Annotated in this window: 23 protein-coding genes; 14 read left to right on the top strand and 9 right to left on the bottom strand. The window is 68.4% G+C overall.

Features of this window, described 5'->3' with window-relative positions:
* Positions 1-97 precede the first annotated feature (97 nt).
* Positions 98-1,075 (bottom strand): dienelactone hydrolase family protein, encoded by a 978-nt coding sequence (locus tag ACZYZ5_RS10455; protein WP_463901571.1) that lies wholly within the window; start codon positions 1,073-1,075, stop codon positions 98-100.
* Between the two features lie 79 nt (positions 1,076-1,154).
* Positions 1,155-1,886: a TetR/AcrR family transcriptional regulator gene (locus ACZYZ5_RS10450; protein ID WP_463901569.1), complete on the bottom strand. Its 732-nt coding sequence runs from the start codon at positions 1,884-1,886 to the stop codon at positions 1,155-1,157.
* Positions 1,887-1,991: 105 nt separating this feature from the next.
* Between ACZYZ5_RS10450 and ACZYZ5_RS10445 the strand changes: the two genes are divergently transcribed.
* The 5 genes from ACZYZ5_RS10445 (at position 1,992) to ACZYZ5_RS10425 (ending at position 6,177) form a co-directional block, all read left to right on the top strand.
* Complete coding sequence (locus tag ACZYZ5_RS10445) at positions 1,992-2,714, top strand: DUF2306 domain-containing protein (protein ID WP_463901567.1); 723 nt, start codon at positions 1,992-1,994, stop codon at positions 2,712-2,714.
* A complete protein-coding gene (locus ACZYZ5_RS10440; protein WP_463901565.1) occupies positions 2,711-3,706 on the top strand; it encodes an NAD(P)-dependent alcohol dehydrogenase in 996 nt (331 codons plus the stop codon). The genes ACZYZ5_RS10445 and ACZYZ5_RS10440 overlap by 4 nt, the downstream gene beginning before the upstream one ends.
* Before the next feature lie 95 nt (positions 3,707-3,801).
* Positions 3,802-4,806 (top strand): isopenicillin N synthase family dioxygenase, encoded by a 1,005-nt coding sequence (locus ACZYZ5_RS10435; RefSeq protein WP_463901563.1) that lies wholly within the window; start codon positions 3,802-3,804, stop codon positions 4,804-4,806.
* A gap of 148 nt (positions 4,807-4,954) precedes the next feature.
* On the top strand, positions 4,955-5,500 hold the full coding sequence (locus tag ACZYZ5_RS10430) for a P-loop NTPase family protein (protein WP_463901561.1): 546 nt from the start codon (positions 4,955-4,957) through the stop codon (positions 5,498-5,500).
* Between the two features lie 167 nt (positions 5,501-5,667).
* The gene (locus tag ACZYZ5_RS10425; RefSeq protein ID WP_463901559.1) at positions 5,668-6,177 is read left to right on the top strand and encodes a universal stress protein; all 510 of its coding nucleotides are present in this window, start codon (positions 5,668-5,670) and stop codon (positions 6,175-6,177) included.
* A gap of 21 nt (positions 6,178-6,198) precedes the next feature.
* On the opposite strand, the gene ACZYZ5_RS10420 is transcribed toward ACZYZ5_RS10425, so the two are convergent.
* Positions 6,199-7,713 (bottom strand): CYTH and CHAD domain-containing protein, encoded by a 1,515-nt coding sequence (locus ACZYZ5_RS10420; protein WP_463901557.1) that lies wholly within the window; start codon positions 7,711-7,713, stop codon positions 6,199-6,201.
* Positions 7,714-7,872: 159 nt separating this feature from the next.
* On the opposite strand from ACZYZ5_RS10420, the gene hrpB reads away from it, so the two are divergent.
* The 3 genes from hrpB to ACZYZ5_RS10405 all read left to right on the top strand — a co-directional run bounded on the left by hrpB (position 7,873) and on the right by ACZYZ5_RS10405 (position 11,228).
* A complete protein-coding gene (gene hrpB, locus ACZYZ5_RS10415; protein ID WP_463901556.1) occupies positions 7,873-10,554 on the top strand; it encodes an ATP-dependent helicase HrpB in 2,682 nt (893 codons plus the stop codon).
* A gap of 105 nt (positions 10,555-10,659) precedes the next feature.
* Positions 10,660-10,932 (top strand): hypothetical protein, encoded by a 273-nt coding sequence (locus ACZYZ5_RS10410; RefSeq protein WP_463901554.1) that lies wholly within the window; start codon positions 10,660-10,662, stop codon positions 10,930-10,932.
* On the top strand, positions 10,929-11,228 hold the full coding sequence (locus ACZYZ5_RS10405) for a hypothetical protein (RefSeq protein WP_463901553.1): 300 nt from the start codon (positions 10,929-10,931) through the stop codon (positions 11,226-11,228). The genes ACZYZ5_RS10410 and ACZYZ5_RS10405 overlap by 4 nt, the downstream gene beginning before the upstream one ends.
* Before the next feature lie 9 nt (positions 11,229-11,237).
* On the opposite strand, the gene ACZYZ5_RS10400 is transcribed toward ACZYZ5_RS10405, so the two are convergent.
* Positions 11,238-12,560: a nicotinate phosphoribosyltransferase gene (locus tag ACZYZ5_RS10400; protein ID WP_463901551.1), complete on the bottom strand. Its 1,323-nt coding sequence runs from the start codon at positions 12,558-12,560 to the stop codon at positions 11,238-11,240.
* Between the two features lie 67 nt (positions 12,561-12,627).
* Positions 12,628-13,620 (bottom strand): thioredoxin-disulfide reductase, encoded by a 993-nt coding sequence (gene trxB, locus ACZYZ5_RS10395; protein ID WP_463901549.1) that lies wholly within the window; start codon positions 13,618-13,620, stop codon positions 12,628-12,630.
* Between the two features lie 221 nt (positions 13,621-13,841).
* Here trxB and ligD point away from each other — a divergent pair, with 221 nt between their 5' ends.
* Entirely contained in the window at positions 13,842-14,864 is a 1,023-nt protein-coding gene (gene ligD, locus ACZYZ5_RS10390) for a non-homologous end-joining DNA ligase (protein ID WP_463901547.1), read from the top strand.
* Between the two features lie 7 nt (positions 14,865-14,871).
* On the opposite strand, the gene ACZYZ5_RS10385 is transcribed toward ligD, so the two are convergent.
* Both ACZYZ5_RS10385 and ACZYZ5_RS10380 read right to left on the bottom strand, forming a co-directional pair.
* On the bottom strand, positions 14,872-15,792 hold the full coding sequence (locus ACZYZ5_RS10385) for an amidohydrolase family protein (RefSeq protein WP_463901545.1): 921 nt from the start codon (positions 15,790-15,792) through the stop codon (positions 14,872-14,874).
* Positions 15,793-15,900: 108 nt separating this feature from the next.
* On the bottom strand, positions 15,901-16,173 hold the full coding sequence (locus ACZYZ5_RS10380; protein WP_463901543.1) for a hypothetical protein: 273 nt from the start codon (positions 16,171-16,173) through the stop codon (positions 15,901-15,903).
* A gap of 220 nt (positions 16,174-16,393) precedes the next feature.
* Between ACZYZ5_RS10380 and ACZYZ5_RS10375 the strand changes: the two genes are divergently transcribed.
* Together ACZYZ5_RS10375 and ACZYZ5_RS10370 are read left to right on the top strand one after the other, a co-directional pair.
* Entirely contained in the window at positions 16,394-17,110 is a 717-nt protein-coding gene (locus ACZYZ5_RS10375; RefSeq protein ID WP_463901541.1) for a TetR/AcrR family transcriptional regulator C-terminal domain-containing protein, read from the top strand.
* 7 nt (positions 17,111-17,117) lie between these two features.
* Positions 17,118-17,348: a zinc-ribbon domain-containing protein gene (locus ACZYZ5_RS10370; RefSeq protein ID WP_463901539.1), complete on the top strand. Its 231-nt coding sequence runs from the start codon at positions 17,118-17,120 to the stop codon at positions 17,346-17,348.
* A 38-nt stretch (positions 17,349-17,386) separates the two neighbouring features.
* On the opposite strand, the gene ACZYZ5_RS10365 is transcribed toward ACZYZ5_RS10370, so the two are convergent.
* Positions 17,387-17,752, bottom strand: a complete 366-nt coding sequence (locus ACZYZ5_RS10365; protein ID WP_463901537.1) for a hypothetical protein — start codon at positions 17,750-17,752, stop codon at positions 17,387-17,389.
* Between the two features lie 147 nt (positions 17,753-17,899).
* Here ACZYZ5_RS10365 and ACZYZ5_RS10360 point away from each other — a divergent pair, with 147 nt between their 5' ends.
* Positions 17,900-19,183 (top strand): class I SAM-dependent methyltransferase, encoded by a 1,284-nt coding sequence (locus ACZYZ5_RS10360; RefSeq protein WP_463901536.1) that lies wholly within the window; start codon positions 17,900-17,902, stop codon positions 19,181-19,183.
* A 19-nt stretch (positions 19,184-19,202) separates the two neighbouring features.
* On the opposite strand, the gene ACZYZ5_RS10355 is transcribed toward ACZYZ5_RS10360, so the two are convergent.
* The gene (locus ACZYZ5_RS10355) at positions 19,203-19,874 is read right to left on the bottom strand and encodes an alpha/beta hydrolase family protein (protein WP_463901534.1); all 672 of its coding nucleotides are present in this window, start codon (positions 19,872-19,874) and stop codon (positions 19,203-19,205) included.
* A 61-nt stretch (positions 19,875-19,935) separates the two neighbouring features.
* On the opposite strand from ACZYZ5_RS10355, the gene ACZYZ5_RS10350 reads away from it, so the two are divergent.
* Both ACZYZ5_RS10350 and ACZYZ5_RS10345 read left to right on the top strand, forming a co-directional pair.
* Positions 19,936-20,934 carry a pirin family protein gene (locus ACZYZ5_RS10350; protein ID WP_463901532.1) on the top strand — a complete coding sequence of 333 codons (999 nt, stop codon included), beginning with the start codon at positions 19,936-19,938 and terminating at the stop codon, positions 20,932-20,934.
* A gap of 72 nt (positions 20,935-21,006) precedes the next feature.
* On the top strand, positions 21,007-21,354 hold the full coding sequence (locus ACZYZ5_RS10345; protein ID WP_463901531.1) for a GNAT family N-acetyltransferase: 348 nt from the start codon (positions 21,007-21,009) through the stop codon (positions 21,352-21,354).
* Positions 21,355-21,416: the final 62 nt, after the last annotated feature.

Here is a 21,416-nt window from a genome sequence, read left to right as displayed (position 1 = left end):
ACCTGAACTTCGACTCCGCGTCAACAAACATTTCAAGGCCCCCGGGACCCACAAGGCAAGGCACGTAAACCCCGGGTAAAAGCTGTGCGACAACGGCTCAGACGTATTTGGTGAACCAGGCCAGCGTGTCATTCCACGCGGCGGTGGCCTGCGCTTCGACGTAGCGCGGCCCGGTGTCATTGTGGAAGGCGTGGTCGACGCCGGGATAGACGGTCAGTTGGTGGCGAACATCCGTGGCGGCCAGGGCGTCCCTTAGCGCCGGCAGAGCGCCGGTGATCCGCTGATCGAGTTCGGCGTAGACGCCGAAGACCGCCGGCTTGATGGCCGGGACTTTCTCCAGGTCGGGGGAGGGCCCGTAAAACGCCGCAGTCGCCTTCAGCCCGGGAAGTTCCGTCGCCGCCTGCCAGGTAATGCCCCCGCCGAAGCAGTATCCGGTCATGGCGATCCGCCCCTCTTCAACGAAGTCCTGTGTCTGCAGGTAATCAAAGGCGGCTGTGAAATCGGCGACATGGCGTTGGGCGCCGGCCGCCGTCAGCGCTCCCGGGACGGCGTCGCGGTCCATTCGCGCGGTGCCGCCTTCCCTGCTGAGCAGGTCCAGCGCGAGGGCAGCGTAGCCGGCCGCGGCGAAACGGCGGGCCACGTCCTCGATGTGCGGGGTCAGCCCGCGGTTTTCGTGGCAGATCAGGACGGCAGGTCCGGCTGCCCCCTCCTCCGGCCTGGCAAGGTAGGCACTGATCGCGGTTCCCTCGGCAGGGAACCGTACGGTCTCTGTTACGAGACCGGGCGCTCCCTCGGGAACGGAGAGCGGGCTCTTGGCCCCCGGCACCGGGCCCAGGGACGCGGTGCCGGTCCCCGTGCCCGGCGGCGACGGGCTGGGGGTGGGCATGGGGTCGGTGCTGCGCGGGACTTCTTCCGGCGTGCAACCCACCAGCAGCATGGCCGCCGAAGCGGCGGCCATGCTGCCGGTAATGAACGCCACCCGGCGCGTGAACGTCCGCTGGCTCAGGGTGCCCGCGCGGTAATCGTCGAAGAATTCCTCGATCAGGTACTTCTCAAACTTGCCAAGCTTGGTCATGAAAGGCCTCCCGGAGTGTGCGCATATCCTCCTCCGAACTCCCTGAACCGGCAAGGTCACGCTTGGATGGGACGGCCGCCTACCTGCGGTCCGGCGTCGCCTGCGTCGATGACCAGCCTTGCTCGTGCAACCGCTCAAAACCGTCGAGGAGGAGGTCGAGGGCGAATTCGAACTCGAACTGGTCGTCGCATCCGTGCCCGACCACCGACCCTTCATCGTGGTTCCTCGACGTAGCGATCGCGACGATGTTCGGATAGCGGGCCGCCATCTGCTCGAGCACTGCGGCCCGGGCTTCCGGTGGAATCTCTGCCGGGGATGCCGCCGTCGGGCCCGCCGGGGCGTCGAACAGCTCCTGGGTGAAGCCCCACATGCGGCCCCCGATGGCATGCATCACGTGGTGCGTGAGGTCGGCGGAGAAGCCGCCGGCCAGGAACATGCCGGTGAATGAGTCCATGTAGTCAAGGACGGCAGGGGTCTTGTTGGTCCGCGATTCGATGGCCTGGCGGGCCCACGGGTGCCGCTGCAGCGCCTGCCGCGCCGAAAGCACCCGCCGGCGGACGGCGCCCTTCCAGTCCAGTTCCGGCGCCGGGGGATCGATCTCGCCGATGAGGGACGCGACCATCCCGTCGAGCAGCTCGTCCTTGTTGGCGACATGCTTATAGATCGCCATTGGCACCACCCCGAGCTCCTCGGCGAGCCGGCGCATACTGAGCGACTCGAAGCCCACGGCATCAGCCAGGGAGACGGCGGCCAGCAGCACGCGCTCCCGGTTCAGGGGCGTGCGGGCCGTGGCCTCCAACTGCTGGGTCATCCGACAACCTTTCCCTAGCGGCATCCCGTTGACAAGTGTACGCCGTACACCTACCGTAGGGCCATGAGGTGTACGGCGTACACTACCTGAACTGAGGACCAGGCCATGACAGCAAAACCCAGCAGTGCCCTAGAGTCCACCAGGCGCCCCCGGCCAAGTCGCGGACCCTCGTGGGCCGTACCCGCCGCCCTGGTCCTCCTGAGCCTCATCCCGGTGATCGCCGGGGCGTCGCGGATGACGGAGCTGGCCGGCGCCGCCGCCATCACGCCACAGAATGCGAGGTTCTTTGCCTCCCCGGTCCCTGTCGTGATCCATATCGTCAGTGTCACCATCTACAGCCTGCTCGGGGCGTTCCAGTTCGTTCCCGCACTGCGTGGCAGACGCGGCCGGCATCGCATCGCCGGAGGCATCCTCATCCCGGCCGGCCTTTTCGCCGCCCTCTCCGGACTGTGGATGTCGGCCTTCTACCCCCTCCCCGATGGCGACACCGACGTCCCGGTTCGGCTGCTCTTCGGCTCGGCAATGCTGGTTAGCATCGTCCTCGGGGTGATCGCGCTCAAGAACAAGGATTATGTTCGGCACAGCGGGTGGATGACGCGCGGCTATGCGATCGGCGTCGCTGCGGGAACCCAGGCCCTGGTGATTCTGACCTGGATGCTGCTTGCGGGTACACCCGATGAGCTGACCCGGGCGCTGCTGATGACGGCGGCCTGGGTGATCAACCTGGCCGTGGCCGAATACGTCATCCATCGACGTGCCCAACTCTCCGCCCGCACGCACCGTTCCGCCACCCGCTCCGTCCGGACGGCTGCGACGGTGGCGCGATGAAGGCCGCCGTGCACCGGCGGTTCGGCACTCCGGACGCCGTGCGGGTCGAGGAGATGGCCACGCCCTTACCCGGCAGGAACGAGGTGTTGGTCCAGGTGCATGCGAGCACTGTGAGCGCCGCCGACCACCGCGCGCGCAGCCGCGATATTCCCCGCGGGCTGGGGATGCTGGCCGCACCGACGCTGGGCATCTTCAGGCCGCGACGCCGCGTGCTGGGCATGGATATCGCCGGCGTCGTCGAGACCGTTGGTGCGGACGTCACAAAGTTCCAGCCCGGCGACGCGGTGATCGCTATGCTCGGCGCCAGCTTTGGCGGGCATGCCGAATATGCCCGTGTCCCCGCGGACGGCGCCATCACGGCCAAGCCCCGCACCTTGACCTTCGAGGAGGCCGTGACACTTGTCTTCGGCGGCCTCACCGCACAGGTCTTCCTCAGCCGCGCAGGCACCAAACGTGGCGACACGGTCCTGGTCAACGGAGCCTCCGGCGCCGTGGGAACAGCCGCCGTGCAGCTCGCCAAGCAACTGGGTGCGCATGTCACGGGCGTGTGCAGCGCCGCCAACGCGGACCTGCCGGCGTCACTGGGCGCGGACCGGGTGCTCGACTACTCCGCCGTCGACGTCACCACGGAGAGCAGGACTTACGACGTCGTCATGGACTGTGTCGGCAATCTCCCGTTCGAGCGGGCCTCGGCATCGATCAATCCCGGCGGGGCGCTGCTGCTCGTCGTCGCTGACCTCGAAGGCATCCTGTTGGCCCCCTGGCGCAGCCGTGCGAGCGGAATACGTGTCACCGCGGGCAGCGTGACGTACACGGCCGAAGATCTCGCGTTCCTCGTCCGCCTTGCGGAACGGGGGCAATACCGGTCGGTCAGGGACCGCAGCTTCGACCTTGAGGACGTCGTCGCAGCCCACCGCTTCGTCGATGCGGGGCGCAAACGGGGCAACGTAGTCCTGCGGATGCCAGCCGGCACAGCGGCCCAAATGTCTTAATTCGACATGCTAATGCCCCGCAACAGCCGGAACTACGTAACATTGAAGAAAGTACAGCCCACAGCTTGCCAAGTTCATCGAAAAGGACTAATAAGGTGCCCCTCGAATCATTGCCCGTCCTGGACCTTTCCCGACTGAACGCTGGCCCGGAGGAGGCCTCGCGGTTCCGCGACGACCTGCGCAATGCCATGCACGAGGTCGGCTTCCTCTACCTCGCCGGCCACGGGGTCCCTCAGGATCTGACGGATGCCATCATCGACGTCTCCCGACGTTTCTTCGAGCTGCCCGACGAGCAGAAGCTCGCGGTCGAGAACGTGAACAGCCCGCAGTTCCGGGGTTACACCAGGGTCGGCGGCGAACTCACGGACGGCGCCGTCGACTGGCGGGAGCAGATCGATATCGGCGTCGAGCGTGCTGTGGTGGAGCAGGGGACGGGCGTCGCCGACTACTGGCGGCTCGAGGGCCCCAACCTGTGGCCGGACGCCCTCCCCGAAATGCGCGGCATTGTCCAGGAGTGGACCGAGCGGCTGAGTGACGTTTCGCTGACGCTCCTGCGCGCCCTGGCCCTGTCCCTCGGGGCGCCCGAAGACACGTTCGACGAGGCATTCGCGGCACGGGCCTTTCCCCTGCTGAAAATTGTGCGGTATCCGGGGGAGTCCAACCCCGAACCCAAGCAGGGCGTGGGCTCCCACCGCGACGGGGGCGTCCTGACGCTGCTGCTCGTGGAGCCCGGCAAAGGTGGGCTGCAGGTCGAGTACCAGGGGCAGTGGATCGACGCCCCCCAGGTGCCGGGAACGTTCGTGGTCAACATCGGCGAGATGCTCGAACTGGCAACCAACGGGTACCTCAAGGCAACCCTGCACCGGGTGATCTCGCCCCTGCGCGGTACCGACCGTATATCGCTTCCGTTCTTCTTTAACCCGGCGCTGGACGCGACGATGCCGCAGCTCGCGGTTAGCCCGGAGTTCCAGGCCAAGGCCCGCGGCCTGTCCGTCGATCCGACGAACAGCCCCATCCTGGAAACCTACGGGGACAATGCCCTGCGCTACCGGCTGCGGGCCCACCCGAACGTCGTCGCCGAGCACCACGCGGACCTGTAGGAGAGCTGAGCCGCCCGCTCGCGCCGCCGTCGGCACAACCAGGGTGAGGCACTGCGCCGAAAACGGCGCCCCAGACTGCCACGGACGGCGCGCAGCTGGAATCTTGCAGAGCCCTCAGCTTGCCCGGCGGAGGGGGTAGTCTGCGATCGTGCTAACTACCCTCGACCCCTGCCGTTTGTTCATCACGGGAGCCAGCGGATCAGGATCGACGACACTCGGTCGGGCAATCGCCGATAAGTGGGCAATACCCCATGCAGACGCCGACGATTATTTCTGGCGGCCGACATCACCGCCGTACAGGGAACAGCGGGCACCAGCCGCGCGCCTCTCGTTGATGAAGGAAGTCTTCGTGCCCCGGAACACGTGGGTGCTTTCAGGTTCCATTATGGGCTGGGGCGAGGACCTGATAACGAAGTTCGACGCAGTGGTGTTCCTGACCCTCGATCCTGAAACAAGGATGACCAGGCTGCTGGCAAGAGAGAGGACCAGGTTGCTGGAGCTACCCAGGGCCGGCGGTCTCGACGAAGCGGCCCACGAGGAGTTCATGTCCTGGGCGCGGGGATATGACAACCCCGATATCGCTGGCCGGAATCGCAGCCGCCACGAACAATGGCTGGCAATGCTCTCCTGTCCGGTACTTCGCCTCGACAGCTCCAGACCGGTCAAGGACTTGGCTCAGGCAATTACGGGATAGTCCAGGGTCAGCCGCAGTCCCGCGCAACCGGACACAACGATGAGCAGCACCAGGTACGCCCCAGCATCGGGGCCAGCCTTTCGGGCGAAATGCTGGGCTAGCCTCCGCACAATGGCTATCCTGTCGATTATGGACGTGCTGGCAGCACACGGTACGGGCCCCCGCTAATGGACGCCACGGGCCACAAGCGGCCTGCCGCGGCCGGGAGGGAATGGCCACCCGGTCCGGTGGTGCTGGGAGTTGCCTGGGAACCGTCGGACTCCTTGATCAGGGCAGGCGCCAGCCTGGCTGCAAGGCTGGACGCACACCTCATTTGCGCCTACGTGGATCCGGCCAGTTACCTCACGGAGTGGGACCCCGCGGTCTCGCGGACAGGCGCATCGCTGGATCCGGCCGTCAACACTGAGACGGACTTTCCCTCGGGCCAGGTTCGGGACCTGCTCCAGGCCATACTGGGCCCGCCGGGCGAGGAATGGTCCTTCCGGGTACTGAACGGCGCCGTTGCCCAGGCTCTTGGGCGGCTGGCGGCAAGCACGGATGCCTCGCTGCTGATCGTCGGGGGACAACGCCCCGGACGGCTCCATGCCGTGGAACGGATGCTGGAGGGATCGGTCGAAGCGGAGGTGGCCGGTCTGCAACGCAGACCCGTGCTGGTCATTCCACAGCCGGGTCGCTGACGCCGGGGGACCAGTCGGCGCCTATTTCCAGCGGAGAGGCTCGGGCGGAGACGAGCTCCACGTGCGGAAGAACCGCTCGCGGGATTCCTCGCCGGCCGCTTGTTCCAGGGCATGCAGCCGCCCGTACGTGAACGCACTTTTCCCGCGATGGTTGGCGGCCAATTCGCGCAACAGCTCCCGGGTGACGACGCTGTCATGGTGATCGCCCAGGCTCTCCTGGATCTCTTCGGCGGCACGTGCCAGCGTGGTGGCCCGTTTCCCGAAAATCGGGGCGGCCGCTTCTGCCGCATAGCGCAGTCGCTTGGCGCTCTTCCTGACTTCATGGAGTGCAGCTTCCGCGGCTGAACTGTCGGGATCGGCGTCGAGGGCAAGCACCTCCTTTTTCAAGCGTTTGCGCTGCTTCGACACGAGCCGGCCCACGGTCTGCAGGGCTTCCTTCCCGGCTGTTTCGGTCAGCGGCGGCTCTGCCAGGAAGGCATCTAGCGAATCGAGCAGCCGGAAGTAGCGGGCACTCTTTAGCGCTGTCAGGCCCTTCGCGCGGGCGTCGTGGGCCGCGGCGGCGAAATGCTCCTCGATCTGCCGCGCCACCGGACCCAGCAATAGGTTCGGCGGCTCTGCGCTGACCAACTCCAGCAGCCGGGCCTCCATCACCTCGTTGTCCCGCGCCTCACCCACGGTGCCGGCAAGCCATTGAAGATCTGAGCGCAGCGATCCGATGACACCGGGGTCGGCAAGTTTCCGGAAGGTAGCCAGCGCGGATCGCATCCGGCGCGCGGCCACCCGGAGTTGGTGGACGGCGTCCGGCGCGTTTTCCCTGACTCCGGGGTCATGCTTCTTGAGTGCCTCGACCTGCTGGGCCAGATAGGTAAGGAGCACCGCCGAAGCCGGTCCCTCGGGTTCCGGCCCGGGTGCGGGTTCACCGGCCGCGGGATACTGTTCGCCCAGTCCGCGGGCGAGTTTGGACGGCATCGACGACGTGTGGCGGCCAGTCTCGGCGAGCAGCGCGTCGGCGCCCGTGAGCAGCCGCTTGGGGCCGTCGATGAGTTCGATTTCCCATTCCCGCCACGCGGAGTGTGACTGCGGCTCCAACAGGGTCTGGGCATCGACCCGGTCGTCACTAAAGTCCGCCAGGGCAGTGCCATCGGACGCGAAGAGGCGCTGCGTGGTGCGCCGGGTGTTCAGTCTTGCCACCGGAACCACCTCCTGGTCCCTGGTATGGACCTGGACGAGCCGCCGCAGCCGCCGGGGCACGGAGTCCGGATTCTTTCCGAACTGCACCGTGAATTCCAGACGTTCCCCAACTGCCACGGGGAGTTTCAGGTGCCATCCGTCGTCGTGTCCACCGGTCCGCCGGCGCAGCGTGATCCCGCGGGATGCCAGTGCCAGGCCGGCGGTATCGAAGTAGACGGCGTCGAGGGCCTCGTCCTCGGCGGGCCCCACCCGGTCCACCCCCGGCAACGACTCCAGGACCGGCAGTTCATCATCCTCGCCGACATCGTACTTTCGCTCCACCTCGAGCATTTCGGAGTCGGTCATGGCCCAGCCTAGGCCCGCTGGAGCTCGAGTCGCATGAGTCAAAAGTCCCGGGATCGACGCGACGCGACGCGACGCGGCGCCCAGTCCCGGAACGCCGAGGGACGCCGCACCCGTTCCGTGCGGAACACGGCGTCCCGGCTTTGTAGGGACAATGGAGGTGTGACTACTCCGGCTGTTCCGCTGCCCCCTGCTCCCGCGCCATTCAGGCTGGAGTTCATCGGCACCGGCCTGGCCTTTGGGCCCTCGCTCGGCGATCTGGCCGAGGCGCTGCAGGCCGGCGGCCAGGGCGCGACCGCCGTGGTGCAGGCGCCGCCGGGAACGGGCAAGACAACGCTGGTCCCGCCGCTGCTGGCCAACCTCGCCCTAAGCGCAGCAGGTCAGCACGGGCGCGGGGCCTGTGCACGCGTCATTGTCACCCAACCGCGGCGGGTCGCCGCACGCTCTGCAGCCCGGCGGCTCGCTGCGCTGGACGGCAGCCGGCTAGGGGAGCGGGTCGGGTACACGATCCGCGGCGAGCGCCAGGCCGGCCCGGGCATGCTGATCGAATTTGTCACTCCGGGCATCCTGCTGAACCGCCTGCTGGCTGATCCGGGACTGGAGACGGCCAGCGCCGTCATCCTCGACGAAATCCACGAACGCGGCCTGGAAACCGACCTGCTGCTGGGCATGCTCACCGAGGTCCGCCAACTGCGGGGCGACCTCGCACTCGTCGCCATGTCCGCGACGCTGGACGCGCCGCGCTTCGCCGCCCTCATCGGCGCGGGCGGCGACGCGGAGGACCACGACCCGCAGGACCACGACGCCGGCCACCCGGCGCCCGTCGTCGACTGTCCGTCCGCGCTGCACCCGTTGGCGGTGGACTGGGTACCGGCCGCGGTGCCGCGGCTGGATGAGCGCGGAGTTACCCGGGCATTCCTGGACCATGTGGCAGACACGGCCGCCTCCTCGCATGCCGAAGCACTCGCCTCCGGCCTGGACCTTGACGCCCTCGTGTTCGTCCCGGGGGCCTGGGAAGTTTCCTACGTCGCGGCCCGGCTGCGCGGCCGCACACGTGCGGAGGTCCTGGAGTTGCACGGGCAGATCGGCCCCGCAGAGCAGGACCGCGCCGTTTCCGGGCGGGAACCCGGCGGCAGCCCGCGGATCATCGTGTCGACGTCGCTGGCCGAGTCCTCGCTGACCGTCCCGGGAGTCCGGCTGGTCATCGACTCCGGGCTGTCCCGGGAGCCGCGGCGGGACGCGGGCCGCGGAATGTCCGGGCTCGTTAACGTGTCCTGCTCCCGTGCTTCGTCCGAGCAGCGCGCCGGGCGGGCAGCCCGCCAGGGACCGGGGCGGGTGGTCCGCTGTTACGACCAAAAAACCTACGGCGCCGCCCCGGCCCACCCGACGCCGGAGATCGCCGTCGCGGATCTCACCGGCGCCGCGCTGGTCCTGGCGTACTGGGGATCGCCCGGCGGCCGGGGGCTGTCCCTGCCGGACGCCCCGCCACAGTCCGCGATGGATGACGCCGTTGAGGTGTTGCGGGAACTCGGCGCGGTGGCAGCGGATGGTCTGGCCACGGACCTAGGCAAGGCACTGGCCAGGGTACCGGCCGATCCCCGGCTTGCCCGGGCCCTGCTGGACGGGGCAGCTGCCGTGGGGAACCGCGCCGCCGCGGAAGCCGTCGCGCTGGTCTCCGGGGACCAGCGTGCCCCCGGCGCCGATCTCCCGCGCCTCCTGGCTGGCCTGCGCACAGGCAAGGATCCGGCCTCCCGGCGCTGGACGGACGACGTCCGGCGGATGGAGGCCATCGCACGCCAGGAGCGCTCCGGCGTCGTATCCCTACCCATGACGGCGGCGGTCTCCGCCCGGGAGGCTGTCGGGGTCGTCGTCGCCCTCGCGTTCCCGGACCGGGTGGCGCGCCGGGTCCCCGGAGAAGGCTTGGAGCGCTACCTGCTCAGCTCAGGGACCCGGGCCGGGCTCCCGGCCGGAAGCTCCCTGTCCGGGCACGAATGGCTTGCCGTCGCCGAAGTCTCCCGGGCCCAGGGGCGTGACGCGGCCGGCACGGGAGCTGTCATCCGTTCGGCGGCACCGCTGACGGCGGACACGGCGGAAGCCGCAGCCCGGCACCTCCTGAGCGACGCTGTGGAAGCCGTGTTCAGCCAGGGCCGGGTCACGGCCCGGAAGGTGCGCCGGCTGGGCGCGATCGTCCTTTCCTCCACGCCGGTGCGTCCCTCCGCCGCTGAAGGCCGTGCGGCAGTAGCCCAGGCGCTGGAAAGGGAAGGGCTGGGCACGATTGGGTGGTCGGCGGCGGCCGACGCCTTGCGCCGCCGGCTTGCACTGCTGCACCGGGAACTCGGGGATCCGTGGCCGGATGTGTCCGAGCCGGCGTTGCTGGCCCGCCTCGGTGAGTGGCTCGCACCGGAACTCGAGGCGCTAGCCGGCGGCGCTGCCACGAGCGGGATTGACCTAGCCGATCCCATGCGGCGCCTGCTGCCGTGGCCCGACGCCGCCCGGCTCGGGGAACTGGTCCCGGAACGGCTGGAGGTGCCGAGCGGTTCCTGGGTCAAAATCGACTACCCCGATGTCGGCGACGGCGGCGCCCGCCCGGTGGTCGCCGTCAAGCTCCAGGAGTGCTTCGGCTGGGACCAGACGCCACGCCTCGTAGGCGGCAGGGTGCCGGTGCTGTTCCACCTGCTGTCGCCGGCCCGGCGGCCTCTGGCCGTGACGGATGACCTGGCTTCGTTCTGGTCCGGGCCCTACGCCCAGGTCCGTGCCGAGATGCGGGGCCGGTACCCCAGGCACCCCTGGCCGGAGGATCCGTGGTCGGCGCCGGCGACCGCACGGACCAAAAAACGGAGCTGAAGCACAGGCGGCTGTTACGTGATTGTGACGCGGCTCACGGCGTTTTCGGTATCCTAGAGGTGGTCATGCAGTCGGCCGTACATGCTTCGCAGGGGATTTTTTATTATGAATAGCAAACTCGGCATCACCGTCGCTGTCGACCTCAGTTCGGAATCCGCACTCGTATCACCGGTGGGCCAGCTCACCGTCAGGAACGTCGCAAGTCTTATTTCAGTTGCCCGCCGGGCAGGTTCGTTTGGTTATGGCCTCCACGCGGTCGTGGACCTGCGGAAGCTCACAGCCGCCGACCCGGAAGCCGTCGCGATGATCCGCGATTCAGGATGGCGGGGAAGCCGTCTGCTCGGAGCCGGCACCGCCGGCCGGAAGCCGGCAGCATGAGGCCGGAACTGGACGGCGGATACGGTTGGCTCGCCCACGCCCACGGCGCAGAACTGATGTTCGATTCTTTCCGCCGCTGGCCCCTGGTGCCCTCCGCACAGTTAGTGCGTCTCCGCTCGGCGCTGCTTCAGTGCGTCGAGCTGGCCTCCCCGGACAAGGGCAGGGATCTCTCGGAGTCCGCCGAAAAGCTGTTGCGGCTCGTCACCGATGAACTGGACCGCCGCAACGGCCACCCAGCCGGTCCCGCGGAACTGCCGGCAGGATACCGGCGCGCACGGCGCCGCGCTCACGCATAGGCGCCGCCCTCACGCATAGATGGTCGGTATGGCGGGTTCGCCGCGCTGGAGCCGGTTCACGGCGGCGGGCAGTTCGGCCATGGTGGCGGCGTGCCGGCTCCGGGCCCGCACCACGGCCTCCGGCCCGGTCCATCCCGGCAGGAGTTCTCCAGCCCGGATGAACTGCTGCAGCAGTGGCCTGCCGTGGGGTTCCTCCGCCGGAGGGTGGCCAACCCCGAGGACCTCGTGGGTGGCTGTCCCGGAGCCGTCGAGCCGGCGAACCGCATGCTTCCGGCCGCCGACGTTGATCTTGTTCTTGGAGCTCTTGGCGACCGGGATGAAGTCCCCGGCGTCGTTGGTGCGGCCGACCAGCTTGTAGACCATGCCGGCGGTGGGGGCGCCGGAACCCGTGACCAGCGCCGTGCCGATGCCGTACGAGTCAGCTGGCGCGGCCTGGAGCGCCGCCACGGAGTATTCGTCGAGATCGGACGTGACGATGATTTTCGTGTGCACATTGCCAAGGCTGTCCAGCAGCTCACGGACCCACCGGGCCTGCGCCAGCAGGTCTCCGGAATCGAGCCGCACCGCCCCCAGTTTGTCGCCGGCGAGGTCGACGGCCGTCCGGACGGCCGCTTCGACGTCGTACGTGTCGACCAACAGTGTGGTCCCGGGTCCGAGCGAGTCCAGCTGCGCCCGGAACGCGTCGCGTTCGGTGTCGTGCAGGAGGGTGAAGGAATGCGCTGCCGTACCCACGGTCCGGAGGCCGAAGCGCCGGCCGGCTGCCAGGTTCGACGTCGCGGCGAAGCCCGCGATGACGGCCGCCCGGGCTGCCGCGGCGGCGGCTTCCTCCTGGGCCCGGCGTGAACCCATCTCGATGCAGGGCCGTCCGCCTGCCGCGCTGACCATCCGAGACGCCGCCGAGGCGATGGCACTGTCATGGTTGAGGACGGACAGCACGAAAGTCTCCAGGATGCAGGCCTCGGCGAACGTGGATTCCACGATCAGGACGGGGGAGTAGGGGAAGTAGGCCTCACCTTCGGGGTAGCCCCAGATGTCGCCGGAGAACCGGAAGTCCGCGAGCCGGGCCAGGGTGTCGGCATTGACGACACCGGTCCGGTCCAGGAACTCCAGCTCCGCCGGGCCGAAGCGGAAACCTGCGAGGCCCTCGAGGAGCCGCCCGGTTCCGGCCACGATCCCGTACCGGCGCCCCTCCGGCAGTCCGCGGGCGAACGCTTCGAATATGGTCCTTCGCTCCGCGGCCCCGGAATGGAGGGCCGCCTGCAGCATGGTCAGTTCGTAGTGGTCGGTATAGAGGGACGAAATGGGGCGGTCCCACACCGGCGAGGTGTCCATGATTCACCCTAGTCCTCCCCGCCCTGATGGTCAGCCCGGAGCGTCCGTCGTCGGGTTCCTGCTGCCCTCAGGCATGGGTGGGTTCCTCGACGAGGGCAGTGGCGATGCTATCGGCGTCATCCAGGGCGGCGAGGTAGCGTTCGGCGTCCAGGGCGGCCGCGCAGCCCGTTCCGGCGGCCGTGATGGCCTGGCGGTAGCGGTGGTCCACGGCGTCCCCGCAGGCGAACACGCCGGAGAGGTTGGTGACTGTGCTGGGGGAGTCCACCTTGATGTAGCCCTCGGCATCGAGGTCCACCTGGCCGGTGAGCAGCTCGGTGCGCGGAACGTGGCCGATCGCGACGAAGATGCCCGTGGCGTCCTGTTCGCGGGTTTCGCCGGAGCGGGTGTCCGTCAGGGTGACGCCGGTGACCTTGGCGTCGCCGTGGATGGCGGTGACGGCGGAGTTCCACGCGAAGCTGATCTTGGGGTTGTCCTTGGCGCGCTGCGCCATGATCCGGGAGGCGCGGAGTTCGCCCTTGCGGACCACGACCGTGACGGACTTCCCGAAGCGGGTCAGGAACGTGGCTTCCTCCATTGCCGAGTCTCCGCCGCCGACGACGATGATGTCCTGGTCGCGGAAGAAGAACCCGTCGCAGGTGGCACACCAGGAGAGCCCGTGCCCGCTGAACTTCTTTTCCTCCGGCAGGCCGAGTTCCTTGTAGGCGGAGCCGGTGGCGAGGATGACGGCAGGGGCCTCGTGCGTCTCCCCGGCTGCCGTGACCACACGTTTGAGGTGGCCGGTGAGCCGGACCTCGGTGACGTCGTCGAACACCACCTGCGCGCCGAATTTCTCGGCCTGCTGCTGGAGGCCGTCCATCAGTTCCGGGCCCTGGATGCCGCCGGGGAAGCCGGGGAAGTTTTCCACCTCGGTGGTGTTCATCAGGGCTCCGCCCGCGGTGACCGCGCCGGCGATGACGAGGGGCATCAGGCCGGCCCGGGCGGCGTAGATCGCCGCGGTGTAGCCGGCCGGGCCCGACCCGATGATAATCAGCTGTTCAGCGGTTGCGGTTTCGGCGGTCATTCGGGTCTCCCGGGGTTGAAGGGGTAAAAGTTCAGCGCACGACGGCGGCAGGGTGAAGTGGCGTGTGCGGGCCCGGAGGTCCACATAGACCAGTGCAACAAGAACCGGCACTTCGATCAAGGGGTCAACGCCGCCGGCCAGCGACCGGCCGGAGGTGACGCAAAACGTGATCTCGCGGCCGGGCTATTCAGTTGTCCCGGCTCTGGTAGTACGTTGTCCCCATGGCCAAGGACGAAGCCACTATCACGGTTGACAGCCCCAGCGGACAGCGGAACTTGCGGATCTCCAGCCCCAGCAGGGTCCTCTGGCCGCAGCTTGGGCTCACGAAACTGGACCTCGCCCGGTACATTGCCGACGTCGGGGACGCCTTCCTGACGGCGAACGGCAACCGGCCCGTGACGCTCCAGCGGTTCGGCGACTCGATCGACGGCGAGCAGTTCTTCTCGAAGAACCCGCCGCGGGGCGCCCCGGACTTCGTGCGCTCGGTGATGGTGGTCTATCCCAGCGGACGCTCGCATCCGCAGCTCGTGATCGACGAGGTTGCCGCGGCGGTCTGGGCGGTGCAGATGAACACGGTCGTGTTCCACCCTTGGGCCTCGCGGGCCGGCAACCCGGACAACCCGGACCAGCTCCGGATCGACCTCGACCCGCAGCCGGGCACCGGATTCGAGGACGCCGTGCCTGCCGCGCAGGAACTGCGCTCCGTCCTGTCCGAGGCCGGGCTGGAGTCCTTCATCAAGACCTCCGGCAACCGGGGGCTGCATGTGTTCGCCCCGATCGAACCCAGCCATGAGTTCCTCGAGGTGCGGCACGCCGTGATCGCCGCCGCCCGCGAACTGGAGCGGCGGATGCCGGACAAAGTCACTACGGCCTGGTGGAAGGAAGAACGGGGCACCAGGATCTTCGTCGACTTCAACCAGGCGAACCGCGACCGCACCATGGCCGGGGCCTACAGTCCACGCGCCCTGCCCGGTGCCACGGTTTCCTGTCCGATCGGCTGGGACGAGCTGGAGCACGTGTCCGCCAAGGACTTCACCATCACCACGGTGCCGCAACGGCTCAAGGCCACCGGAGACCCGTGGGCGGAGATGCACGCGAAGCAGGGAACCATCGGCGTCCTGCTGGAATGGTGGGAGCGCGACGCCTCGGACGGCCTGGGGGAACTGCCTTTCCCGCCGGACTTCCCGAAAATGCCGGGCGAGCCGATGCGGGTGCAGCCCAGCCGGGCCAGGAACAAGGAATAGGTCGGGGTCAGACGCCGAGCAGGCGCTGGCCGTTGAACCAGCAGACGGTTCGCAACCAGTCGTCGTCGAGCCGGGGTTCCTTGTCGCGGAGGCGTTCCAGTGCCTCCAGCTGGTGGGCATAGGCGTACGGAATGTTCGGGAAGTCGCTGCCGAGCACAATCCGCTCCGGTATCGCGGCCAGCCGCGGCAGGAGCTCGCGCGGGAAGGGCGCGGCGGCCTCGAAAAAGTCCGTGAAGACCATGGTGGTGTCCAAATGAATGCGGGGATACATCTCGGCCAGGTCCAGGAACTCGCCATACTCAGGGGCCCCCAGATGGGCGACGACGGCGGTCAGCTGGGGATGGCGGCGCATGACACCCTCCAGCTTGTCCGGGCCAGTGAAGCCGGGGCGGGGAACCGGGCCGCTGCCGACATGCACAACGACCGGAACGCCGGTCTCGGCGAGCAGCCCCCAGACCGGGTCGAGGACCGGCTCGCGCAAATCGAATCCGCCCACTTGCGCGTGGATCTTGAAGACCCGGGCGCCGCGGTCCAGGGCCGACCGCACCTGATCCCGGACACCGTCCTCGGGGAAGAATGTGGCGCTCGGGACGCAGTCGGGCTCTGCCGCGGCCAGCTCGAGGGCAAAGTCGGTGAGGTCAGCCGCCATCCCCGGGCGGTGCGCATAGGTCAGTGCGGTGAAATGGCGCAGCCCCAGCTGCCGGAGCCGGGCCAGCCTGCTCGCCTCGTCCGTGCGGTAGGTAATGGGCCAGGGCCGGCCGATGAGGGGGCCGGCCTCGTCGAAGTGCGCCCACACCCGACGCAGCATCCGCTCCGGAAGGAAGTGCGTATGAATATCGATCAGGCCCGGAAGCCCGAGCCGCCCCCACCACTGCGGCACGTCAGCGTCCTGCATCGTCTCCACGGGCACGTCCATTGCGTTGTTCACGCCAACAGTCTGCCACGCAGTGCCGTGCGCCGTGCCGTGCGCCGTGCCCTGATCCGGGCAGGCGCGCCGCGCAAACGCGTTGAAGGATGCATGCGGCCCTGGCTCCGCTCAGTTCAGTGCCGGATACGAGGCCAGGATGTAATCGGTGGCTGCCGGTCCCGCCATCCGGAGCCGGCTGCGGCCGGGCTTGATGCGGTGGGCCTTCAGGGCGGTCCAAAAGCCCGAGACCGGGTCCGGTGCGGCGTTGTGCAACAGGCACCAGCTGATGTAGAGACCGTAAAGCTGGTCCTTCCTCAGCGAGTTGCCGTCGTCGGCGCCTTCGGTGGTGGCCTCGGAGAGGAAGCGGTCGATGTGGGCAGAGGAAGTCAGTGAAGCGGCCATGGTCGGCTCTCTTCCGTACTGTGCAGTGAATGCCGCCGTGAGGCTACAGCAGCGAGACCTTTGGCGCCGTGCACGAAGCGCCGAAGGGGTTGGCCCGAAAGCCGGGACCGGGTGTCATCCCGTATGTCTACATTGTAGATATTAGGCGTAGACTACGTGTCAGGCAAGTGGTGCCGCGGTCGCGGTGCCTGTCCCAAAGCTTGAGGAAGTGGCATTCACCATGACAATCCCGCAGCAAACCGCAGGTAGCGAAGCCGGCAGTGGCGCCCGGAAAAACCGCCTCAGCCGCGAGGTCGTTCTGGCCGCCGCGCTGAAACTTGTCGACGACGAGGGGCTGGATGCGTTGACCATGCGCCGGCTGGGGCAGGCCCTGCACCGGGATCCGATGGGGCTGTACCGTTACGCCGCCAACCGGGCCGCGCTCCTGGACGGCGTCACCGAGCTCGTCCTGGACGAGCTGGCCATTTTCGATGACGATCCGGACTGGCAGGGACAGCTGCGGCGCATCGCCCACGACCTCCGGCTGCTCGCGCTCCGCCATCCCAATGTGGTGCCGTTGCTGGTGACCCGCCCGCTCTCGACCCCGCTGGGTCTCCGTCCGCTGGGCACCCTCCGGCCGCTTGAGCAAATTCTGGGTCTGCTGATCGACGCCGGCTTTACCGCTACCAATGCCCTGCACGTCTACCGGGCCTACTACGGTTTTCTGTACGGCCACATCCTCAACGAACTCCAGGAGTTCATCGTGGACCCCGACGAGAATGAGGCGTTGCTGCGTCTTGGCCTGCACCGCCTTCCGCCGAAGGAGTTTCCTCGGCTGCGCGCCCTGGCTCCCCAGCTCGCCGACTATGACGGAGCCGCGGAACTGGATGAGGGGATAACCATCCTTTTGTCCGGGCTCTCGGCCCGCCTCGCCGACCCGCTGAGCAAGAAGGACTGAGGACACGGTGTTCATTCTGTTCGGACTCAAGACCGTGCAGCACCCCCTGCCCGGCCGCCCGGCCAGTTGCCAGCGCTGCGGGCGGTTCGTTCACCACGGCCTGGAAGAGCGCTCCACGAGGTTCACGCTCTTCTTCATCCCGGTGTTCACCACGTCGCGGTCCTACCGCATTACGTGCTCGAATTGCGGAACAGTCAACAGCCTGTCGCGGCGGCAGAAGAACTCCCTGGCACGCTAAATTCACCGTGCACAGGAATGCACGGGCTCCGCAATGAGTCAGCGGCGGCGGAGGGTGCGCAGCACCCCGCGGACCGCGAACCCAACGGCACACACGAGCGGAACCAGCCCGGCAAGGACGGCGATGCTGTTGGGACGGAACGACACCTGTCCGTCCCGTCCCCGGCAGTAAACGCCCAGCGGGAGCACAAAGCCGCCTCCGCCGCCTCCGGCAGCCTGCCCTTCGGCGGCCCGGCCGGCAGCTGCGCCGGCGGGGCCAGGCCCGGAGTCGCCGCCGCCGAAGCCGAAGGACACCAGGGCCACCGGGATCAGTTCTTCACCGTCCACCGTCACCGCCGGTCCATAGGCCCTGGACACACCCACGTTTTTGAACGTCTCCGCGAGAGACGAGAGTGCTTCAGTCATGCCACGACCATAGGCGCCCTGCGCTGGGGAGCGCCAGAGGCGTTGGCCCCGGAACCGCAAAGCGGCAGGGCCATCCGGCCCCTGTTCGGCTGCGGACCGCCGAAATAGATTGGAGTGGACTAAGGCACCGGAAGAAAGGCCATGATCATGACGAAAAAGACTGGGGTGGCACCACGGCTGGCGGAAGTGCTCTCCGTCGTACTGGGCACAACGGCCATCCCCGTGCGGCTAAAGGCCTGGGACGGTTCGGAGGCCGGCCCAGCCGGCGCGCCGGTCATCGAGTTCCGCTCGCGGCGCGCCCTCCGGCGGATGCTGTGGTCGCCCGGGCAGCTTGGCCTCAGCCGCGCCTACGTTGCCGGGGACATCGATGCCCCGGGAGACGTTTTCGCGAGCTTCGCGGCCCTGAGCTCCGCCGGCAAGTTCACCGAGCCCGGGCCGTTCCGGCGTCCCACTGTCCGCGAACTGGCGGCCATCCTGAAGAACGCGGCCCTGCTCGGCGCCCTGGGGCCGAACCCGGCGCCACCGCCAGAGGAAGCCAGGATCGTCCGGGCCGGCCGGCGCCACACGCGGAAACGTGACGCTGCGGCCATCTCGCACCACTACGACGTCGGCAACGATTTCTACGCCCTTGTACTCGGCCCGTCGATGGTCTACTCCTGCGCGGTCTGGCAGGACGAGGGCACCGGGCTGGAAGCCGCGCAGGACGCCAAACTCGATCTGGTCTGCCGCAAGCTGGGGCTGCAACCCGGCATGAAGGTGCTGGATGTCGGCTGCGGCTGGGGGAGCCTCGCTCTCCACGCGGCGCAGCACTACGGAGTCGACGTCGTAGGTGTGACGCTGTCGGGGGAACAGGCGGCCATGGCGGGCAAGCGCGTGGCGGACGCCGGCCTGACAGATCGGGTGTCCATCCGCGTCCAGGATTACCGCGACGTCGCCGACGGGCCGTTTGACGCGATCAGCTCTATCGGCATGTCCGAACACGTGGGCCGCGAGCAAATGCCCGGGTACGTCGCCAGGCTGCACGGGCTGCTCCGGCCCGGCGGCCGGCTGCTCAACCACGCCATTTCCTGGAACGCCGGGCCCACCGCCCCGGATCCGGATTCCTTCATCCCGCGCTATGTGTTCCCGGACGGCGAGATGCTGGCCCTGGCGGAGATGGTGCGAGCGCTCGAATCCGGCGGACTGGAAGTCCTCGACGTCGAGGCCCTGCGCCGGCACTATGCCCTGACCCTCCGGGCCTGGGTGCGGAACCTCGAGGAGCACTGGAGCGAGGCGGTGGGGCTGGCCGGCGAAGGTCGGGCCCGGGTCTGGCGGCTCTACATGGCCGCCAGTGCCCTGGGCTTCGAGTCCGGAATGACCGGCGTCAACCAGATCCTGGTGCAGCGGCCCGGCGGCGACGAACCGCCGCTGCGCAGGACCGGCTGGATCTGACGCCGCGGATGCCTCTGCCTCAGCCGGGGCGGTGCGAGGCGATGAAGGCTGCGGCGGATCCCGCCAGTGATGCGCCGACGTCCTCCGTGCTGCGCCTGGTCCCTTTGACCTCGAAGGTGTGGCCGCCGCCGTCGAGCCACTCCACGGTTGCTGTCGGACCGATGCGGGCCGCCACGGTCGCCAGCAGTTCCGGCGTGGCAAACGGGTCGCGCGTGCCCTGCAGGAAGAGCGTCGGCAGGGTCAGCCCGTAGAGGTGCTCGTCGCGGAGCTTCTCCGGCTTGCCCGGGGGATGGAGCGGATAGCCAAGGTAGATGAGTCCGGCCGCAGACATCCCCTCGGCCACCGCCATCGAGGCCATCCGTCCGCCAAAGGACTTGCCTCCGGCCCAGAGGGGTTCGCCCGCCGACCGGGCAGCCGCGTCAGCCATGGCCGCGCGCCAGGCCGCAATCGCTGCCGGAGGCTTGTCGGGGAATTTCCGCCCGGCTTCCCGGTAGGGGAAGTTAAATCGGAGTGTGGCGACACCCAGCCCGTTCAGGGCGCGGGTGAATCCGGTCAGGAACGGGTGGTCCATGCCGGCCCCCGCCCCATGCGCGACCACCAGGGTCGCCGCTGGCGTCTCCGGACGGGCGTAGAGACCTGACACGGCGGACTCGCCCACGCTGATCGTGACGGGCAACTCGGGGATCGTCATAACTCCATCATGACGCCTGCGCAGGCTGCGGAGACCGCCGTGCGATGGCTAGGCTGTCAGTATGAGCAACACCGAGGTGGCACCCCAGGAGATCCTGTGCGAAACGGACGACAGCTGCGTGGGCGTGGAAGTTCTGGTGCCGCGGCAGGTCCCGCTGGGCGGGCCGCGGGCCATGGACGTCAGACGGACGCTGCCGCAGCGCCAGCGGAGCCTCATCGGCGCCTGGTGCTTCCTTGACCACTACGGCCCGGACCGGGTCGGCGAATCGGGGGGCATGCACGTGCCGCGCCATCCGCACACGGGCCTGCAGACGGTCAGCTGGCTGTTCACCGGCGAGATTGAACACCGCGACTCGGCCGGTTTCCACGCCGCGGTGCGGCCCGGCGAGGTCAACCTGATGACCGCCGGGCGGGGCATCAGCCACTCGGAATTTTCCACCCCCGGGACCCGCGTGCTGCACGGTGCACAGCTGTGGGTGGCACTTCCGGACAGTGCCCGCCAGATGGAGCCCACCTTTGAGAACTACCGACCCGATCCGCTGTCCGGACCCGGCTGGGTCATGCGGGTCTTCCTGGGATCCATGGCCGGATCCACCTCGCCGGTCACCACCCACACACCGCTGCTCGGCGCTGAAATCCTGCTGGATGCCGGGGCCACCCTGAGCCTGGATACCGAGGCGTCCTTTGAACACGGGCTGCTGGTTGACTCCGGATCCCTCATAGTGGATGGCCACCCGGTCGCCAAGGACCACCTCGCCTACCTGCCGGCCGGGCGCACCTCCCTGACCATGGCGGCCGGCGACGAACCGCTGCGCGTACTCCTGATCGGCGGCGAACCCCTGGGCGAGCAGATCGTGATGTGGTGGAACTTTGTGGGACGCAGCCATGATGAAATCGTCACTTACCGGGCGCAGTGGCAGACGGAAATCGGCGCCGAGGACGCACCCGTTGCCGCCGGGACGGAAACCGCGGGCCTCCGCTTCGGCACTTTCCCCGCGGGTGAACCCGCGCCGCTGCCGGCGCCTGCACTCCCCAACGTCCGGCTCCGACCCCGCGACTGAGGGCGGTCGCTGAGACTGTCCACTGGGCGGCCGGCCCAGCCCAAGCGCAAATCCCATTCTGAAACGAGAGCGATGCAGACCGCCATCACCATCCGCAACAACCCGGACCGGCCGCGCTATGAGGTGCTCGACGGCGGCACGGTCATCGGCCAGGCAGCCTACGTCGACGACGGCGACGGCCACCGGATTTTCTACCACACGGTCATCGACGAGGAGTACGGCGGCCAGGGGCTCGCCGGCCAGCTCGCGGCACACGCGCTCGACGAAACCGCCGCCGCCGGTTTGAAGATCGTCCCGGTGTGCCCGTTCATCAGAAAGTACCTCCGCAAAAACACCCGCTACGCGGCCAGCGTGCAGCTGCCCACCCCGGCGCTGCTCGCGGTTCTCGATACGGCGTTGGCGCAGCGCTCTCGAAGGTAAGCCGCGGCCCAGGTTCCCGGCCAGCACCGCACAACATCGGCCTTGTGCCGGGTGTCAACAGC

The organism is Pseudarthrobacter ribosi, from assembly GCF_055412865.1.
The sequence above is the reverse complement of the archived record's forward strand: the minus strand, read 5'-3'. Positions and strand labels throughout refer to the sequence as shown.